Source organism: Streptomyces sp. NBC_00873 (assembly GCF_045207415.1).
Classification (GTDB): Bacteria; Actinomycetota; Actinomycetes; order Streptomycetales; family Streptomycetaceae; genus Streptomyces.
The window spans coordinates 6,154,942-6,172,873 of sequence record NZ_CP108803.1; the positions used below are offsets into that span (position 1 = coordinate 6,154,942).

A 17,932-nucleotide genomic window follows, 5' to 3' on the forward strand; every position below is an offset into this window, starting at 1 on the left:
AAAAGGCACGATCCCACCCCTGACGTCCCCGTCCCCGTCCCCGCCTCCGTCCGACGCCGCGCACGCTCAGAACCGGCCGCCGGCCCCCGCGTCACACGCCTGCGCCCGCAACGCCCGAGCCAGATCGTCCCGGGCCTCCAGCACCAGCCGCCGCAGCGCGGGCGCCGCGTCCGCATGGGCCTCCAGCCACACATCCGTGGCTGCCAGCGTCGACTCGTCGTCCTGCAGCGCCGGGAACAGCCCCCTCACCACAGCCATTCCGATCTGGATCGACCGCTCGGCCCACACCCGCTCGATCGCCTCGAAGTACCGAGCCGCGTAGGGCGCCAGCAACTCCCGCTGCGACGGCTGCTCGAACCCCGCGATCGTCGCCTCCACCAGCGCGTTGGACAGCGCGTCCGACTCCACCACCGCCGCCCACGCCTGTGCCTTGACCGCCGCCGACGGCCGGGAGGCCAGGCACCGCACCTGGTGCCGCTTGCCGGACGCCGTGTCGTCCCGGGCCAGTTCGGCATTGATCACCGACTCGTCGGCGACCCCGTGCGCAGCCAGCGGGGACAGGAATGCCCACCGCAGCTCCTGGTCGACCTCAAGACCGTCGATCCGCGCGGACGCCCCCAGCAGCGAGGACAGCAGCTGGAAGTCCGCGTCCGAGTCCGCGACCGCCGCGAAGAACCGCGCCCACGCCAGCTGGTGCTCGCTCCCCGGCGCGGCGATCCGCAGCTCCCGCAGCGCGCCTTCGGCCAGCGCCCGGCCGCCCTCCTCGCGCCATCCGGGAGCGGCATAGTGGACGAGCGCGGTCCGGGTCCAGGTGTGCAGCATCTGCAGGACGCCGATGTCGGACTCCTTGCCGGAGAAGTCCAGCACGAGTGAGATGAAGTCGCGGGCCGGCATCAGACCGTCCCGCGTCAGGTTCCACAGCGCGGACCAGCACAGCGCCCGCGCCAGCGGGTCGGTGATGTCACCGAGGTGCGCGCGCAGCGTGTCGAGGGACGCCTCGTCGAAGCGGACCTTGCAGTACGTGAGGTCGTCGTCGTTGACGAGGATCAGCTCGGGCCGCTCGGCCCCGGCCAGCGCCCCGACCACCGTGCGCGCCCCCGCCACGTCCACCTCGGCGCGCGCGTACCGCACCAGGTCACCGTTCGACCTGCGCCGGTACAGGCCGACCGCGACCCGGTGCGGCCGCAGTTCAGGGTGCGACTCGACCGCCTCCTGGAGCACGGCCAGCTCCGTGATCCGGTCCGCCGCGTCGTACGTCACCACCGGCGTCAGCGAGTTCACGCCCGCCGTCTGCAGCCACGACCGCGACCAGGTGACCATGTCCCGCCCGGACGTCTCGGCCAGCACCGACAGCAGGTCGCCCAGCTGCGTGTTCCCGTACGCGTGCTTCTTGAAGTAGCGCCGGGCGCCCTCCAGGAACGCGTCCCGCCCGGCGTACGCCACCAGCTGCTTCAGCACGGAGGCGCCCTTGGCGTAGGTGATGCCGTCGAAGTTCAGCTTGGCGTCCTCCAGATCACGGATGTCGGCCGTGATCGGGTGCGTGGACGGCAGCTGGTCGGCCCGGTACGCCCACGACTTGCGGTTGTTGGCGAAGGTGATCCAGCCGTTCTTGAAGCGGGTCGACTCCACCATGGAGAACGCGCCCATGAAGTCGGCGAACGACTCCTTCAGCCACAGGTCGTCCCACCACTGCATGGTGACGAGGTCGCCGAACCACATGTGCGCCATCTCGTGCAGGATGACGTTGGCCCGGCTCTCGTACGACGCCTGCGTCACCTTGCCGCGGAAGATGTACTCCTCGCGGAACGTGACACAGCCCGGGTTCTCCATCGCGCCGAGGTTGTACTCGGGCACGAACGCCTGGTCGTACTTGCCGAACGGGTACGGGTAGTCGAAGTTGTCGTGGAAGAAGTCCAGGCCCTGCTTGGTGACGAGGAAGATGTCGTCCGCGTCGAAGTGCCGGGCGAGCCCCTTGCGGCAGAGGGCGCCGAGCGGGATGTCCAGCGTCGTGCCGTCGTCGAACGTACGGCTGTAGGAGTCCGTCACATAGTGGTACGGGCCGGCCACGACCGCCGTGATGTACGTGGAGATCGGCTTCGTCTCGGCGAACCGCCGGACCCCGCCGTCCCGGGACTCCTCCGACCCGTTGCTCCAGACCGTCCAGGCCTCGGGCGCCGTCACCTCGAAGCGGAAGGGTGCCTTCAGGTCGGGCTGCTCGAAGTTCGCGAAGACGCGCCGCGCGTCGGCCGGCTCGTACTGCGTGTAGAGGTAGACCTCGCCGTCCTCCGGGTCGACGAACCGGTGCATTCCCTCCCCGGTCCGGCTGTACGCGCACTGCGCGTCGACCACCAGGACGTTCTCGCCCTCCGGCAGATCGTTCAGCGCCACCCGCGTCCCGTCGAAGACGACGGCGGGGTCGAGCGCCTGCCCGTTCAGGGTCACCGACGTCACGCTCGGCGCCAGCAGGTCGGCGAAGGTCGACGCCCCCGCCCGCGCGGTGCGGAACCGGATCGTGGTCACCGAGCGGAAGGTCCGCGGATCGGCCGGCTGCTCCCCGCCGCCGTCCCCGGCGTTGCCGCCGGGCTCGTCGATCGCGGAACGCACGTCGAGCACGACGTCGTATCCGTCGACGGTCAGCAGTTCGGCCCGCTCGTGGGCCTCGTCGCGGGACAGGTTCTGACCGGGCACAGGTGCACTCCTTTGTGTCACGTTCGAATGCTTTGATCCTCCCACGCGCGTTCCGGCCCCGGTGGCCGGGAATGACGGGGACGTTCTGCGGTGTTCTCGCGCACAGGTGCGATTGCCTCTTGAGGAGAGACATGTCTGAGAACAGCCCGGTGAACGGCAGGACCCCCGCCGATTTCTGGTTCGACCCGCTCTGCCCCTGGGCCTGGATGACCTCCCGCTGGATGCTGGAGGTGGAGAAGGTCCGCGACGTCGAGGTCCGCTGGCACGTGATGAGCCTTGCCGTCCTCAACGAGGACAAGCTCGACGAGCTGCCGGAGGAGTACCGCGACCTGCTGGAGACGAAGGCGTGGGGCCCGGTCCGCGTCGTCATCGCCGCCCAGCAGAAGCACGGCGACGACATCGTCGGCCCGCTGTACACCGCGCTCGGCACCCGCTTCCACAACCAGGGCGAGGGTCCCACCCGTGAGGCGATCGTGGGCGCGCTCCAGGACGTCGGCCTGCCGGCCGAGCTGGCGGACTTCGCAGACTCGGACGTGTACGACGCCGAGCTGCGCGCCTCCCACAAGGAGGGCATCGACAAGGTCGGCCAGGACGTCGGCACGCCGGTCATCGCCGTGCCCGGCTCCGACGGCGAGCAGATCGCCTTCTTCGGCCCGGTCGTCACCCCCGCCCCGAAGGGCGAGGAGGCGGCGAAGCTGTGGGACGGCACGCTGCTGGTGGCGTCGATCCCCGGCTTCTACGAGATCAAGCGGACCCGGACCCAGGGCCCGATCTTCGACTGATTCACCCGGTGCGGTGCGGGTTCCGGCCGCCGTCCGGACCCGGCACCGCACCGCCTCACGCGTACAACGCGTCCAGCTTCGGCAGCCGCAGCGCCACCCGCTCCGCGTCGTCGAAGCTGAAATTCCACTCCGGGTCCAGGTCGGGGTATTCGATCGTGAACGAGCGCTCGGGCATGGTCTGACCCGTCGTCACCGAGTACGCGTCCCAGGCGACCCCGAGCATCTCCTCGCACTCGAGGTCGATGCCCGCGGCCGCCGCCTCGCGGACCAACGGAAGTTCGGCGAGCGCGTCCGGGTCGGCAACGACCCGCTCGAACACCTCCCGCCCCTGCGCTATCAGCCATCCCCGGAAGTACTCGAAACCGTCGTCGGAACAGCCGCCATTGATGGTGTACGCCGCAGCCCAGAGCGGAGCCCGGTAGGAAGCGGCCATCAGGTCCCAGAGAAGCTGCTGCGCGGCGACGATCTCATCCCGGGGCCGGGTGGCGAGCAGCGCGGAGGCCCGCTCGACGACGGCCTCCGCATCCGCCGGGTCGGTGACCTGCGCGCGGGCGTCGTCGATCGGATTCCAGAAGTCCGTAGTGTCCATGCGGTGCAGCATGCCGGGGAAGTCTGACAGTCTCGGGTGCGGCGAGCTGCCGAGGGAGCCGAGGGAAGGGAATCGGGCGGACATGAACGTACGACCGGCACGCAGGTCCGAGGCCGCGGCACTGACCGAGCTGGCCCTGGCATCGAAGGGTCACTGGGGTTACGACGAGGCGTTCCTCGCCTCCTGCTGCGACGAACTGACCATGCACCCGGCCGACATCGAGCGCCGCCGCACGACGGTCGCCGAGGAGGACGGCCGCGTCCTGGGCTTCACCACCCTGGACGGCACCCCGCCCGAGGGCGCCCTCGGCATGATGTTCGTCGCCCCGGACGCGATCGGCCGGGGCATCGGCCGTCTCCTCTTCGAACATGCCGTGGCGGAGGCCCGCCGCCTCGGCTTCGCACGGTTCACCATCGACGCCGACCCGAACGCGGAGCCGTTCTACCTTGCGATGGGCGCGGTACGGATCGGGTCGACCCCGTCGGGCTCGATCCCCGGCCGCGAGCTGCCGCTGCTGGAAGTCGGCCTCACGTCACGCTGACCTCCTGCCGGGGGCCAGGGCAGGGCCATCAGTTGTTCCCGGGGCAGACGTACCCGCGTCAGTCCGGCACGATGATCAGCTTGCCGCGTACGTGGCCGCCTTCGCTCTCCCGGTGAGCGTCGGCTGCCTGGGACAGCGAGTACGTCCGTGCCACCGACAGGGTGAGTTCGCCGTTCACGACCAGCGCGGCTGCCTGCTCAAGACGCTCACGGATCGCACCGGCGCTGGCGAACACAAAGCGCACGCCGTGTTCCTCCGCTCGGTGGTCGGCGATGGTGACCACGCGTTCCGGCCCGCCGGTCACGTCGACGAGTGCCGGCAACGAGCCCTTTCCTGCGGCGTCGAATGCCGCGTCCGCGCCGTTCGGCGCGATGGTGCGGACCTGCTCGGCGAGCCCCTCGCCGTAGGTCACGGGCTCGGCGCCGAGCGAACGCAGGTACGCGTGGTTGCGCTCGCTTGCCGTACCGATCACGGTCGCGCCGAGATGCCTGGCGATCTGCACGGCCACGGACCCGACACCGCCGGCGGCCCCGTCCACGACCAGAGTCTCCCCGGCCTTCACATCGAGGTCGCAGAGTGCCTGGTATGCCGTGTTGGCGGCCACCGGCAGTCCGGCAGCGATCTCCCAGGGCACGTTTCCGGGCTTTCGCGCAATCTGCGCCGCAGGGGCCAGTACGAACTCGGCGTAGCTGCCGAAGCCGATCGAACCGAAGACCTCGTCACCTGCAGCGAAGTCGGTCACGTCCTTGCCGACGTCCACAACGACACCGGCTACGTCGCCCCCCGGCACCGCGGGGAACTCCACCGGCATCATGGCCGCGACGGCCCCGCTGCGCAGCTGCCAGTCCAGCGGATTCACCCCGGCAGCCCGGACCTCGACCAGCGCCTCCCCGGGACCTGGGCGCGGCACCTCGCGGTCCACAACGTGCAATACCTCGGGTCCGCCGTACTCCGTGAACTGCACAGCGCGATATGTCTTTAACATGTTTTCCTTTGCCCATTTGGGGTCTACCGAGACCGGTCAGGAGCGCGGATGCTCCGCCAAGACGCAGCCAAAGCTACCGAGCGATGGTCCGATGGGGCACCCGAGTTCGTTCCGAACGACCACCACCGGGCACCGTCCCGCCTCCGGGGCCCTGCCGCACAGCAGCAGGAGCCGGTCACGCTGGTCGACCAGCAGAACCCGTGACGTCCACCGTTTCCGAAGTCCCGTGGGGCTTCACGTTGTCCACCGCTCCCGCAGCCCGGCGCCCGGCCGCGGCCAGGGCCAGGGTGACCGCGAGAGAGGCCGCCGCCATCACGGTCATGGCCGTCGCCGGTGACGTCCACTGGGCGACGGCGCCCGCCAGCGAGGCCGCGACGCCCTGCATGGTGAGCATGCCGGAGGAGTGCAGACCGAGGGCCTGACCGGTGATCTCGTTCGGGGTCAGGGCCATCAGGCGTTCCTGCAGCAGCAGGCTCGCCGAGAACCCGACCGAGGCGAGCGCGGCCAGAGCGAACGCCACCGGCAGCGCCGGACGCGCGGCGAAGAGCAGATACGGGGCGGCCAGGAGCAACTGCATCGGCATGGCCAGCCGCCCCCGCCAACGCTGCGCGACGAACCGGCCCGCCACGGTGTCCCCGACGAGCATCCCCAGCGCGGCGAAGGCGAAGAGGAGCCCCGCGTGTTCGGGGGCGTACGGGACGAACAGCGACTCGCAGCCGACGATCAGCCCGTTCGGTACCCAGAGCGCGAGATAGATCCGGCGGCGCGGGCCCGAGGACCACAGAACGGCATTGGTCCGCCACGTCTGCGCGACCGACGGCCGCCCGGCGGCGCGCGGCGGACGGCGTGCCAGCCCGAACCGGGCGACGGCCGCACCTGCCAGATACAGGGCGGCGGCGACCAGCAGCGTGCCGCGCGCGGACAGCGTCGTCACCAGGAGCCCGCCGAGCGCGAACCCGCCGATCTGCATCAGGCCGACACACATGTTCAGTACGGAACGCCCCAGTAGATACCCGTCCTTGGGCAGCACCTCGTTGAGCAGTCCGTACCGCACACCGCCGCCCACCGCGGCGACCACACCCTCGATCAGGATGATCGCGAAGACGGCTGGCAGCGGAAGACCGGGGACGGCGAGGACGGCGGTGGCCAGCCCGAAGGCGAGCGCCATGCCGGTCATCGTGGCCCGTGGCGGCAGCCGGTCCGCCGCCGACATCAGCACGGTCGCGCCGATCACCTGGGCGAGCGAGGAGCCGAACATGGACAGAGCGGCGAGCAGCGGCGAGTCGGTCGCGGCGTAGACGAGGGTGCCGAGGGCCAGCCCGCTCATCGTCGACCCCGCGACCTGTACGGCACTGGTTGCGAAGAGCGGTCCGAACTGAGGCGCTCGGAAGAGTTCCCGGTAGGTGCGCATGCGAGGAGTCTCAGCGGCCGTCCGGGGCGACCGCTACTGTTTCGCGTGTCGGCGAAACGTGGAGGCATGACGTCGTGGGCCTGTGGCAGATCAACACGGACACGCTGGCCGGGAGCCGGTTCGTCGTCTCGCCGCTCGCCGAGACCATCTCCGCCCTGAACGCCCTGGAAAGCGGACGGGCCGAGCACCCCGGCGAACGGGCCTGGCTCGACGCCCATCTGCCCGCCCACCGTGCACGGCAGGCCGCCGACCCGGTCGCCGCCCGCCTCGTACCCGCAGCACTCGGCGGCAGCTGGAACGCGGACTTCATCACCCCCACACCGACGGGCGAGGGCGCACCCTCCTTCGAGGAGGAGTTGGCACCCGTCCGGGCGACCTCGCCGGAGCGCGCCCGAGCCGACCTGGAGGTGTCCCTCGGCGGCGGCCCCCTCCCAGCCCTCCTGGACCGCGACGACCTGGCACAACGCGCCGCCGACGTGCTGGAGTGGGTCTGGCGACACACCGTGCTGCCGGACTGGCCGCGCCGCCGCCGGATCATTGAGGCGGACATCGTCGCGCGGACCGGACAGCTGAGCCAGGGCGGCTGGGCCGCCGCCCTGAGCGGCCTGCGCCCGGGAATGCGGTGGCTCGGCGGGAGTCGGCTCCAGATCAACGCGCACGACTACCCGCCGAAGCAACTGGCGGGTGTGCGGCTGCTGTTCGTGCCGGTCACCCAACGCACGGGCTGGGTGTCCTGGGACGACGGCGCCGAACGGTACGCGGTCGTCTACCCGTGCTCGGGCGCTCTGGCCGACGCGGGTCGGGCGAGGGTGCCCGACAGCCTGGGTCGTCTGCTCGGCCCCGCGCGGGCGGCGGTCCTCGTCCTCCTCTCCAGCCCGAAGAGCACCACCCAGCTGGTGGCCCTGACCGGCCAGGGACTGGGTTCGGTGGGCCGCCACCTCAAGGTCCTGCTGGACAGCGGCCTGGCGGGCCGCCGAAGGGCCGGGCGGTCGGTGCTGTACTTCCGTACGGAGGTGGGCGACGTGCTGGTGGAGGCGCAGCGCCACGACTGAGAGGGTGCGGGCGTTCCGGGCGCCGGGGGCGGGCATAGGCTGCGGGAACCCGACCCCTTCGAGATCAGCGATACGTACCTGTACGTCAAGGGTGCCGCCGACGAGATCCCGTGGGACGAGGTCACCCGGCTGACCGTGGGCGACCACCAGGTCGCCATCACTCACGCTGGCACCCGCCCGTGCGGTGTAGGCGTACGGCTCGCCGGCCCTGAGCCGTATGATGGCCTCTCACTGACCTTGGTCGAGCCAGCGGTAGGTGCGCGCGCGGTCCTCCGCGTCGAATCCGAAGAGCAGGGTCCGTACGGAGACCCGCATCCAGATCAGCGCCTGTGTGGCGGTGGTGGCGTGCTCGGCCTGTACGACGCCTCCCGCGACGGTGACCTCGTACCGCCAGGTGGTTTTGAGGGGCTGCCTCATGGCAACTCCGCCAGGCCGATGGCGAGATGGACCCAGACCGTCTTGCCGGGGTCACGCGGCCGTACGCCCCACTTCTCGGCGATCGCGTCCACGATGACCAGGCCCCGGCCGGAGAGGTCGTCGAGCGTGGGGGTTGCGGGCTGCTGTTGGTTTGCTGAGTCGAAGTGAGTTGTGGTGAGCGGGAGTGAGTCCTGTCGGTGGGTTGCGAGGGGTGGGAACGGGAGTTCTGGGGCCGAATGGGTGACCTTGGCGACTGCTGCTCGTTGGGCTGGGTGGCAGGTGTCCGGCCTTGAGGATGGGGGGTGATGTGGTGGGTGGTTTGCGGGAGTTGGCCGTGTCCCTCGTGGTGCCCGGGCCTGCCGGGGTGGCGATCCGGGACCGTCTCAAGCACCTCACGCCCCAGGACGAGAAGGTGCTGCGTGCGGTCGGTGAGCACCAGGGTGCGCTGGCCTCCCGTGATCTCAAGGCCCGCTGCGCGGACGGTCTGAAGCACAGTGCAGACACCTGGGCGGCGCGCAAGCGGGACCTGACCGGGGTGTCGTCGTCGCGGATCGCGGGTGCGATCACCAAAGCCACCCACGATCAGTGGGCGCTGGCCCGCCGTTGCCAGGCGGCGCATATTCAGAACTTGGCAGCCGGGATCAAGACGTTGCGGCACCGCCTGTCCCTCCCGCTCGGGGAACGCGGGACGAAGCGGGCTGCGGGCGGCTACCAGTCGAAGAGCGAGTGGTTCCGCAAGTCCCGTCGCCTTGCGATGCTGGAAGACCGGCACGCCGCCGCTGTCTCCGACTGGCAGGCTGGATGGGTCCGGGTGGTGCGGGGCGGTAAACGGCTCCTGAACACCCGCCACCATCTCACCCAAGCCGAGCTCACCGAGGAGCAGTGGCAGGAACGGTGGAAGGTGGAGCGCTGGTTTCTTGCCGCTGACGGTGAGTCGGGGAAGCGGTTCGGAAACGAGACGATCCGCGTCACCCCGGACGGCGAAGTGTCGATCAAGCTGCCTGACCCGCTTGCGCACCTGGCCAACGCCCGGCACGGCCGGTACGTCCTCGCCTCCACCGTGGTGTTCGCGCACCGGGGCTCGGAGTGGGCCGACCGCATCGAAGCGCACCGGGCCGTCGCCTACCGCATCCACCTCGACGTGGACCGTGATCGCTGGTACCTCACTGCATCCTGGCAACGCCCCCTCGTGAAGACGGTCCCGCTCGCCGCCGCCCGCGCCCAGGGCATGATCGGCGTCGACACCAACGCCGACCACTTCGCCGCCTACCACCTCGACCGGCACGGCAATCCGGTCGGTGACCCGCACCGCTTCCCCTACGACCTGTCCGGTTCGGCCGGCCACCGCGACGCCCAGATCCGCCACGCCCTGACCCGCCTGATCAACTGGGCGGTGCGTGTCGGTGTCGCCGCGATCGGCATCGAGGACCTCGACTTCACCGCCGAGAAGACCCGGGAGAAGCACGGCCGCCAGAAGCGGTTCCGGCAGCTGATCTCCGGCATCCCGACCGGCAAGTTCAAGGCCCGGCTCGTCTCCATGGCCGCCGCGCAGGGTCTCGCGATCGTCGCGGTCGACCCCGCCTACACCAGCATGTGGGGTGCCCAGCACTGGCAGAAGCCACTGGTCACCCCGCACCGCACCGTGTCCCGTCACGATGCCGCCGGTATCGCGATCGGACGACGCGCCCTCGGACACCCGATCCGGCGTCGGACGGCACCGCCCCCACACGACCGGAGTGATCGTGCGGGGCATCGGACCGCCCAGGCCGGACCAGGTGACCGGGGGCGTGAGGGAACCCGCCCACCCACAACGGACCGGCCCCCTGGAGGGCCGTCGCCGAGTGGGAAGCGAAAGCGGGAACCCAGCGCATCCAACACCGTTCGGGATGCGCCCAGTACGCAGCAGTGGGTCCAAGACTCACTTACGCACACTGGTTAGGAACGGTGGGCCGCGTTCATCGACGGGGTGAAGGTCGGGGTCTTCAAGGGTTGAGCCAGTCCGTGACCTCGGCCACGTCCCCGACGGTCACCACGCCCTCGCGGACCACCGCGTTCTTCGCGCCGAAGCTCACCTTGTTCTTGTACTCCGGCTCGCGCCGGTACGTCGCGAGAGTCCGGACCGGTTCCGGACCCGCGCGGCGGCCGGTGCGCTGGTCGACGAGCGGGACGTTGCACCGTATCGCCCGTACCGAATAGGCGAGTTCCACGGAACCGAGGATCATCCGGCGTACCCGGTCCTCGAAGTGGGGTTCGTCGTTGCCGGTCAGGACTATGTTGGCGCGGAAGCGGTCCATCGGGACGGGCGCGGCGTCGCCCCGGGCGGCGATGCGGGCGTTGAGGCCGTCCAGGGAGGCCGTCGAGGCGACCAGCACCGCGTGGGCGTCCGCGAAGTTGACCTTGCCGGGGGTCTCGCCCCAGCCGTCCCGGTCGAAGCCGGGGGCCACCCGTACCAGGCGGGACTTGGCTCCGAGCGCGTCGGAGAACCATTCCGCGACCTCGTCCCCCTGGTCCGCCGCCGCGCCGAGGGGGCGGTCGAACATGCTGACCTCGCGGCGCGGGCCGTCCCGGTCGACCTTCAGGCGGAGCGGTTCGACGCCCTCGGAGGACAGGGCCAACGTCGCCCCGTCGTCAAGGACTTCGACCCTGATCGCGGCCATCGAAGGATGCGTACGCTGGCTGCGGAAGGCGCCGTCCGCCGCGTCCACCACCATGAACGTCCGGTCGTGTTCGAGGCCGGTCCCGAGAACCTGCACGGAATCGACCGTGGTGCCGGTGCAGCCCTTGACCGGGTAGTAGGTGAGTTCTCGAACGGCGATCGTCACGATGTCCCCTCCGGGGCAGCCGCTTCGAGGTCGTCGACGCTGCCGGACATGACGGTGCGGATGTGTCGGGTGAGGTGCTCGATGGGCCAGTCCCACCAGGCGACGGCCAGGAGCCGGGCGATGGTCTCGTCGTCGTACCGGGTACGGATCAGCTTGGCCGGATTGCCGCCGACGATGCCGTAGTCGGGTACGTCACCGGTGACGACCGCGCCGGCGCCGATGATCGCGCCGTGCCCGATCCGTACGCCCGGCATCACCATGGAGTTGTAGCCGAACCAGACGTCGTTGCCGACGACCGTGTCGCCCCGGCCCGGCAGCCCGGTCAGCAGGTCGAAGTGCTCGGCCCAGGAGCCGCCCATGGTGGGGAAGGGGAACGTGGACGGGCCGTCCATCCGGTGGTTGGCGCCGTTCATGATGAACCGCACTCCGGTCCCCAGCGCGCAGAACTTCCCGATGACGAGCTTCTCCGGGCCGTAGTGGTACAGCACGTTGCGAGTCTCGAAAGCGGTCGCGTCGTCGGGGTCGTCGTAGTACGAGTAGTCGCCGACCTCGATCAGTTCGGACTTCACCAGGGGCTTCAGCTGGACGACCCGGGGCTGGCCGGGCATCGGGTGCAGGACGGTGGGGTCAGCGGGAGCGGAACTCATGGCGCCCATCTTCGCATTCACCTTGCACGCGGTAAGTTCCTTTTAGGGACTCATGCGTTCGCCGTACCCGGCATCGACTATGCCGCGCCGGTCGAGACCGACATCCTCTGGCCGGACACCGTCACCTCTTGAAGCGGTCCGGTCCGGGGTTCGGCGGAAATCCCTTCGACACGGTCCGCGGATCCGGTCAGGATCGGACCTATGAGTTTGCACATGTCTGATCCGGTTCGTATCGGTACGGAACAGCTGTCGGGAGGGAGGCGGCTGGGTTGGGCCGAGTGGGGGCCGGTGGACGGCGTGCCGGTGCTGCTGTCGCCGGGGGCGGCCACCAGCAGGCATCTCGGGTTCGGCGGCGAGACGGTGGACGGCCTCGGCGTGCGGTTGATCTCGCTCGACCGTCCGGGACTGGGTGCCTCCTCGCCCCGGCCCGGCCGTACCTTCGGGGACTTCGCCGACGACATCCGCGCGTTCGCCGCCCTGCGCGGCCTGGGCCGGCCCCTGATGGTCGGCAACTCGCAGGGGGCGCCCTTCGCCCTCGGATGCGCTGCTGCCGGTGTGGTCGGCGCGCTCGCGGTGGTCTCCGGCGCGGACGAGATCGCCGCGTCGTGTTTCGCCGACGCGCTGCCGGGTGAACTGCGGCACCTCGTCGACCTGGCGGTGTCCGACCCGGCCGCCGCGGAGAAGACCTTCGCCGGGTTCACCCCGCAGGCGATGTGGGACATGGTCATGTCCGGCAGTCCCGAGTGCGACCTCGCCGTCTATCAGCAGCCCGCGTTCGCGGCCGCCTACCGGCGAGCGCTCGACGAAGCCTTCGCGCAGGGTGGCGACGGCTATGCCCGGGACACCGTCCTGGCCATGGGCCACTGGGGGATCGAACTGTCGGACATCGGCGTACCGGTGGTCCTCTGGTACGGGGGGAAGGACACCGGTCACTCGCCCGACCAGGGGGCCGAACTGGCCTCGCGCATCCCGGGCGCGGTCCGGCACCTGGTGCCGGATGCGGGCGGGGCGGTGCTCTGGACGCATGCCGAGCACGTACTGAGCACTCTGCTGAAGCATGCCCCCGTCTCTTGACTCCTCTCCCTCGCGCGCAACAAACAGAAGGACCCTCACCTGTCACGTCCAGGCGAGGATCCCCCCTTCATCCGCCTGCCCGGTGAAGGTTGAGAAGACGATCACGAGGCAGGACGTTCATGAGCGCCGCCCCGTCAGGGGGCGAGCAGCAGCACGTTGGCGCGCTCCTTGGCGGTCGCGTAACGCTTCGCCACGTCCTGCCAGTTGACGACACGCCACATGGCCTCGATGAAGTCGACCTTCTGGTTCTTGTACTGGAGGTAGAAGGCGTGCTCCCAGGCGTCGAAGACCAGGATCGGGACGGAGCCCTGGCCGACATTGCCCTGGTGGTCGTAGACCTGCTCGACGATCAGCTTCCCGCTGAGCGGCTCGTACGCGAGGACGCCCCAGCCGGAGCCCTGCGTGGTGGCCGAAGCCTTCGTCAGCTGGGACTTGAAGCCGGCGAACGACCCGAACGACTCCGTGATCGCGTCCGCGAGGTCACCGACACCGTCCGCCGCGAGGGGCTCGCCGCCGCCGTCACCGCTCATGTTGTGCCAGTAGATCGAGTGCAGGATGTGACCGGAGAGGTGGAACGCGAGGTTTTTCTGCAGGCCGTTGATCGCTCCCCAGGCCTCCTTGGCGCGCGCCTCCTCCAGCTGCTCCAGGGTGTCGTTGGCGCCCTTGACGTAGGCGGCGTGGTGCTTGTCGTGGTGGAGCTCGATGATCTGCGGGTTGATGACCGGTTCGAGCGCCGCGTAGTCGTACGGGAGTTCCGGGAGCGTGTACGTGGCCATGGGGCGAACCCTCCAGCTGCTTTCCTGTTGTTATTGCAACCTATATGCAAATGCAGGCTAACAGGAGGAAGGGAGGCCTGTGGTGCGGGGATGCCGGTGCCGGTGTCGGACGCGGGTGGTGCCCACCTCGTCGGTGCAGGCTGCCGAGCGGGTTCCGCGGCACGTTCGGCGCCTGCTGCGGGTCGATCCGTACGAGGTGACGGACGGGAACCAGGCACGTCCGCTCCCTGCGTAAGCACGCGTTCCGTTCAGGCGCGGCCGCGCGTACGACCGTGGGGCAGCCGGGGCAGGCGGTCGTCGTGCGCCCTCGCCCGCGACCCGCGGGCCACATGGTCAGAATCCGGCAGGTCCTGCGCCCCGACCCGGCGCGCACCGCCCGCCACACGGAGCCGTACCTCAAGCTGGTGGACGGACCGGAACGGCGGGGCCGGCTGTCCGGAGCGCTCGCCACCCACGCCCGGTCCCGAACGGAGAGCCGATGACCACCAGCCCCACCACCTTGTTCCTCGCCCGGCACGGACAGACCGCGTGGCACGCCGAGAACCGCTACGCCGGGGTCAGTGACGTCGCCCTCACCGACGAGGGGCGCCGCCAGGCCGAACAGTTGGCGCAGTGGGCGTTGCGACACCGCGTCGACGCGATCTGGACGTCGACCGTCACCCGTGCCATCGAGACCGCCCAACCCGCCTGCTGGGCGCTTGACCTCGTACCCGGACGCGAACCCGATCTGCGGGAGTGCGACTTCGGGACGGTGGAGGGGCGCACTCTCGCCGAGTTCGCCGCCGAGGACCCGGAACGGGCGGAGGCGTTCCGGGCCGACCCGGTGATCAACGCCTTCCCCGGGGCCGAGGACCCGCGGGTGGCAGCGGCCCGGGGAACGATGGCGCTGCGCCGGATCGCGGACGGCCATCCGGGGCAGCGGGTCCTCGTCGTCGCGCACAACACGCTGCTGCGGCTGGTGCTGTGCGAACTGCTGTCGATCCCGCTCGGCGCCTACCGCCGCGTCTTTCCGCAGCTGCGGAACGCGGCGGTGAGCGAGGTGCGGCTGGGGGAGGAGGGCGGCGCGCTGCTCTCCCTCAATGTGCCGTGCGCACCGGACGTCAGCCCTTGACGGCCGCGGCCCGCCGCTGTCGTACGACACCGATCACGATGAGTACGGCGGTCAGCAGACCGGTCGCCAGCAGCTGGTCACGCGTTTCGGGCTGGCGCAGCATCAGCAGGAAGATGCCGGCCATGGCCAGCAGCGCCAGCACCGTCCCCACCGGGAACAGCCACATCCGTACCACCAGCTTCTCGGGCGCCTCGCGCTCCAGCCGGGTGCGCAGCACCAGCTGCGAGGCCGCGATGAAGATCCAGACGACCAGGATCACCGCGCCGATCATGTTGAGCAGCCAGGGGAAGACATCGTCCGGCCGCCAGTAGCTGAGCAGCACGCAGAGGAAACCGAAGACGGACGAGACGAGAACCGCGTTGCGGGGCACCCCGGAGGTGACCCTGCCGAGCCGCTGCGGGCCCTGGCCGCGGGCGACCAGTGAGCAGGCCATGCGCGAGGCGCCGTAGATGTTCGCGTTCATCGCGGAGAGCAGCGCGACCAGGATGACCACATTCATGATCTCCGCGGCGCCGCTGATGCCGAGGTGGTCGAGGGTCGCGTAGAACGGGCCGACCGTGGCGACCTTCGGGTCGTCCCACGGCACGAGCGTGACGATGACCGCCATCGAACCGACGTAGAACAGCGCGATCCGCCACATCGCCGTCCGCACCGCCTTCGCGACACCCCGTACCGGGTTCTCGGACTCGGCCGCGGCGATGGTGACCGTCTCCAGACCGCCGTACGCGAAGACCGAGGCCAGCAGCCCGATGATGAAGCCGTTGGAGCCGTTCGGCAGGAACCCGCCGTCGCCGGTGAGATTGGCGCCGCCGGGGGCGTCCGTGCCGGGCAGCACGCCGAGGATCGCCAGCACACCCAGCACCAGGAAGAGCGTGATCGCGGCGACCTTGAGCGCGGCGAACCAGAACTCGAACTCGCCGAAGTTCTTCACGGCGGCCAGGTTCGTGCCGAGGAAGACCGCCATGAACAGCGCGACCCAGGCCCACTCCGGGGTGCCGGGCAGCCAGCCGGTGACGATCTTCGCGGCGCCGATCCCCTCAAGGCCGACGGCGACACTGAGCAGCACCCAGAACGCCCACCCGGCGGTGAACCCCGCCCACGGACCGATCGCCCGCTCCGCATGGACGGAGAACGAGCCGGATGCCGGATTGGCGGCGGACATCTCGCCGAGCATGCGCATCACGAACATGACCAGCAGTCCGGAGATGGCGTAGGCGAGGACGATCGAGGGCCCGGCGGAGGCGATGCCGGCGCCGGAACCGACGAACAGCCCGGCACCGATGACGCCGCCGAGGGCGATCATCGACAGATGGCGCTGCTTGAGCCCATGGGTGAGGGCGGAGTCGACCGGGGCTGCGGAGACTTCGGAGCCGGCGGTGGGGGGAGACGCGGAGGTCCGAGACATGGACGTGCTCTGTTCGGTAGGTGAGACGGTGGACGAGGCCACAGTCTGTCCGCGCCCCCCGCCCGCAGGGAACAGCTGTCCGCTATACGGGCACCGGGCTCACACATGGTGCACACGCGCGTACGCACCCGCGACGGCTCCGCCCCGTCAGCCCCGGCGCCGGTCCCGCACCTCCCGCGCCAGCGCCACGAGCAGCATCAGGCCGGTCGCCCCCGCCGACCACAGCACCTGCGGCCGCGCCACGTCATCGGTCAGCATCAGCACGAGCACGGCCACCAGCGCGACCAGGGTCAGCCAGGTCAGCCAGGGGAAGAACCACATCCGCAGCGTCAGGGCCTCGGGCGCCTCACGTTCGATACGGCGGCGCAGCCGCAGTTGGGACGCGGCGATCAGCCCCCATACGAACAGCAGCACCGCGCCCACCGAGTTGAGCAGGTAGAGGAAGACGGAGTCGGGCCACTTCAGATTGAGGAGGACGGAGACGAAGCCGAAGGCGACCGACGCGAGCACCGCCCGCCGCGGCACTCCGCCCTTGCCATTGCCGTCCTGGCCGCCCGACACCTTGAGCAGCCCGCGCGGCGCCTCGCCGCGCTCGGCCAGTGAGAAGATCATCCGGGACGCGCCGTAGAGATTGGCGTTCAGTGCGGAGAGCAGCGCCACGAACACCACGATGTTCATGATCTGCCCGGCCGACGGCACCCCGATCGCGTCCAGGACCTTGACGTACGGGCTCAGCCCGGCCTGCTGCGCGGTCCACGGCAGCACTGTCACGATCACCAGCATCGACCCGACGTAGAAGAAGAGGATGCGCACGACCGCGCTGCGCACGGCGCGTCCCACCGCGCGCGCCGGATCGTCGGTCTCGGCCGCCGCGATCGTCAGGACCTCCAGTCCGCCGAACGCGAAGACGACGGTCAGGACACCGGACACGACCCCGGCCCAGCCGTTCGGCAGGAAACCGCCCTGGCCGGTCAGGTTGGTCAGTCCTACCGGATCCGTGTCCGGGAGCAGACCGAGAATGGCCAGCAGTCCGAGTACGAGGAAGACCACGATCGCGGCGACCTTGAGCGCGGCGAACCAGAACTCGAACTCGCCGAAGTTCTTCACCGCGGTCAGATTGGCGACGGTGAACACCACCATGAACACCAGCACCCAGGCCCACTGGTCCACGGCCGGCACCCAGCCATGGGCGATCGTCGCGGCAGCGGTCGCCTCCACGGCGAGGACCACCACCAGCAGGAACCAGTAGAGCCAGCCCACACTGAACCCGGCCCACCGGCCGAGCGCCCGCTCCGCATGGACGGAGAACGAACCGGAGGCGGGTATCGCGGCCGACATCTCGCCGAGCATCCGCATCACCAGCATCGCGAGGGTGCCCGCGATCAGATACGACACGATGATGGCCGGGCCCGCGACGGCGATCCCGGCGCCCGAACCCACGAAGAGCCCGGCGCCGATCACCCCGCCCAGTCCGAGCATCGTCAGATGGCGCTGTTTCAGCCCGTGCGCCAGCGGTTCCGGCTGCCTGGGCTCCGTGGGGGGAGGGGCGTCGTGCATGGGGTGCGGATCACTCTCGGATCATTCAGCGGGTCCGGTAGCTGGGGGACCCTCTTATGGGGAACCTACAGTCTC

The 17,932-nt window shown here is 70.1% G+C and carries 17 protein-coding genes; 7 read left to right on the forward strand and 10 right to left on the reverse strand.

The genetic code is table 11. The annotated features are described in order from the left end of the window. Positions 1 to 66: 66 nt before the first annotated feature. Complete coding sequence (gene pepN, locus OH809_RS28375; protein WP_406419455.1) at positions 67 to 2,688, reverse strand: aminopeptidase N; 2,622 nt, start codon at positions 2,686 to 2,688, stop codon at positions 67 to 69. Between the two features lie 131 nt (positions 2,689 to 2,819). Here pepN and OH809_RS28380 point away from each other — a divergent pair, with 131 nt between their 5' ends. Continuing rightward, positions 2,820 to 3,470, forward strand: a complete 651-nt coding sequence (locus OH809_RS28380; RefSeq protein ID WP_406419453.1) for a DsbA family protein — start codon at positions 2,820 to 2,822, stop codon at positions 3,468 to 3,470. Positions 3,471 to 3,525: 55 nt separating this feature from the next. On the opposite strand, the gene OH809_RS28385 is transcribed toward OH809_RS28380, so the two are convergent. Continuing rightward, a complete protein-coding gene (locus tag OH809_RS28385; protein ID WP_406419451.1) occupies positions 3,526 to 4,059 on the reverse strand; it encodes a DUF4240 domain-containing protein in 534 nt (177 codons plus the stop codon). 82 nt (positions 4,060 to 4,141) lie between these two features. Between OH809_RS28385 and OH809_RS28390 the strand changes: the two genes are divergently transcribed. Further along, positions 4,142 to 4,600 carry a GNAT family N-acetyltransferase gene (locus OH809_RS28390; protein WP_406419449.1) on the forward strand — a complete coding sequence of 153 codons (459 nt, stop codon included), beginning with the start codon at positions 4,142 to 4,144 and terminating at the stop codon, positions 4,598 to 4,600. A gap of 58 nt (positions 4,601 to 4,658) precedes the next feature. Here OH809_RS28390 and OH809_RS28395 read toward each other — a convergent pair whose 3' ends face one another. Both OH809_RS28395 and OH809_RS28400 read right to left on the reverse strand, forming a co-directional pair. Next, positions 4,659 to 5,585 (reverse strand): NADP-dependent oxidoreductase, encoded by a 927-nt coding sequence (locus tag OH809_RS28395; protein WP_406419447.1) that lies wholly within the window; start codon positions 5,583 to 5,585, stop codon positions 4,659 to 4,661. Positions 5,586 to 5,760: 175 nt separating this feature from the next. Then, positions 5,761 to 6,996, reverse strand: a complete 1,236-nt coding sequence (locus OH809_RS28400) for an MFS transporter (protein ID WP_406419445.1) — start codon at positions 6,994 to 6,996, stop codon at positions 5,761 to 5,763. A 74-nt stretch (positions 6,997 to 7,070) separates the two neighbouring features. On the opposite strand from OH809_RS28400, the gene OH809_RS28405 reads away from it, so the two are divergent. Then, positions 7,071 to 8,048 (forward strand): ArsR/SmtB family transcription factor, encoded by a 978-nt coding sequence (locus OH809_RS28405; protein WP_406419443.1) that lies wholly within the window; start codon positions 7,071 to 7,073, stop codon positions 8,046 to 8,048. A gap of 228 nt (positions 8,049 to 8,276) precedes the next feature. On the opposite strand, the gene OH809_RS28410 is transcribed toward OH809_RS28405, so the two are convergent. Continuing rightward, positions 8,277 to 8,465, reverse strand: a complete 189-nt coding sequence (locus tag OH809_RS28410; protein WP_406419441.1) for a hypothetical protein — start codon at positions 8,463 to 8,465, stop codon at positions 8,277 to 8,279. A 295-nt stretch (positions 8,466 to 8,760) separates the two neighbouring features. Between OH809_RS28410 and OH809_RS28415 the strand changes: the two genes are divergently transcribed. Continuing rightward, complete coding sequence (locus OH809_RS28415; protein ID WP_406424937.1) at positions 8,761 to 10,404, forward strand: IS200/IS605 family accessory protein TnpB-related protein; 1,644 nt, start codon at positions 8,761 to 8,763, stop codon at positions 10,402 to 10,404. 43 nt (positions 10,405 to 10,447) lie between these two features. On the opposite strand, the gene OH809_RS28420 is transcribed toward OH809_RS28415, so the two are convergent. Beyond that, complete coding sequence (locus OH809_RS28420) at positions 10,448 to 11,287, reverse strand: MOSC domain-containing protein (protein WP_406419440.1); 840 nt, start codon at positions 11,285 to 11,287, stop codon at positions 10,448 to 10,450. Beyond that, on the reverse strand, positions 11,284 to 11,934 hold the full coding sequence (locus OH809_RS28425; RefSeq protein WP_406419438.1) for a CatB-related O-acetyltransferase: 651 nt from the start codon (positions 11,932 to 11,934) through the stop codon (positions 11,284 to 11,286). Before OH809_RS28425 ends, OH809_RS28420 begins: the two co-directional genes overlap by 4 nt. A 213-nt stretch (positions 11,935 to 12,147) precedes the next feature. Here OH809_RS28425 and OH809_RS28430 point away from each other — a divergent pair, with 213 nt between their 5' ends. Beyond that, positions 12,148 to 13,008 (forward strand): alpha/beta fold hydrolase, encoded by an 861-nt coding sequence (locus OH809_RS28430; RefSeq protein ID WP_406419436.1) that lies wholly within the window; start codon positions 12,148 to 12,150, stop codon positions 13,006 to 13,008. 134 nt (positions 13,009 to 13,142) lie between these two features. On the opposite strand, the gene OH809_RS28435 is transcribed toward OH809_RS28430, so the two are convergent. Continuing rightward, positions 13,143 to 13,784 (reverse strand): superoxide dismutase, encoded by a 642-nt coding sequence (locus OH809_RS28435; RefSeq protein WP_406419434.1) that lies wholly within the window; start codon positions 13,782 to 13,784, stop codon positions 13,143 to 13,145. A gap of 329 nt (positions 13,785 to 14,113) precedes the next feature. Here OH809_RS28435 and OH809_RS28440 point away from each other — a divergent pair, with 329 nt between their 5' ends. Both OH809_RS28440 and OH809_RS28445 read left to right on the forward strand, forming a co-directional pair. Continuing rightward, positions 14,114 to 14,266: a hypothetical protein gene (locus tag OH809_RS28440; protein ID WP_406419433.1), complete on the forward strand. Its 153-nt coding sequence runs from the start codon at positions 14,114 to 14,116 to the stop codon at positions 14,264 to 14,266. Beyond that, the gene (locus OH809_RS28445) at positions 14,263 to 14,895 is read left to right on the forward strand and encodes a histidine phosphatase family protein (protein WP_406419431.1); all 633 of its coding nucleotides are present in this window, start codon (positions 14,263 to 14,265) and stop codon (positions 14,893 to 14,895) included. The genes OH809_RS28440 and OH809_RS28445 overlap by 4 nt, the downstream gene beginning before the upstream one ends. Here the strand turns inward: OH809_RS28445 and OH809_RS28450 are convergent. Together OH809_RS28450 and OH809_RS28455 are read right to left on the reverse strand one after the other, a co-directional pair. Continuing rightward, entirely contained in the window at positions 14,885 to 16,300 is a 1,416-nt protein-coding gene (locus OH809_RS28450) for an amino acid permease (RefSeq protein WP_406419429.1), read from the reverse strand. The genes OH809_RS28445 and OH809_RS28450 overlap by 11 nt on opposite strands. 147 nt (positions 16,301 to 16,447) lie before the next feature. Beyond that, positions 16,448 to 17,857 carry an amino acid permease gene (locus tag OH809_RS28455; protein WP_406419427.1) on the reverse strand — a complete coding sequence of 470 codons (1,410 nt, stop codon included), beginning with the start codon at positions 17,855 to 17,857 and terminating at the stop codon, positions 16,448 to 16,450. Positions 17,858 to 17,932 lie beyond the last annotated feature (75 nt).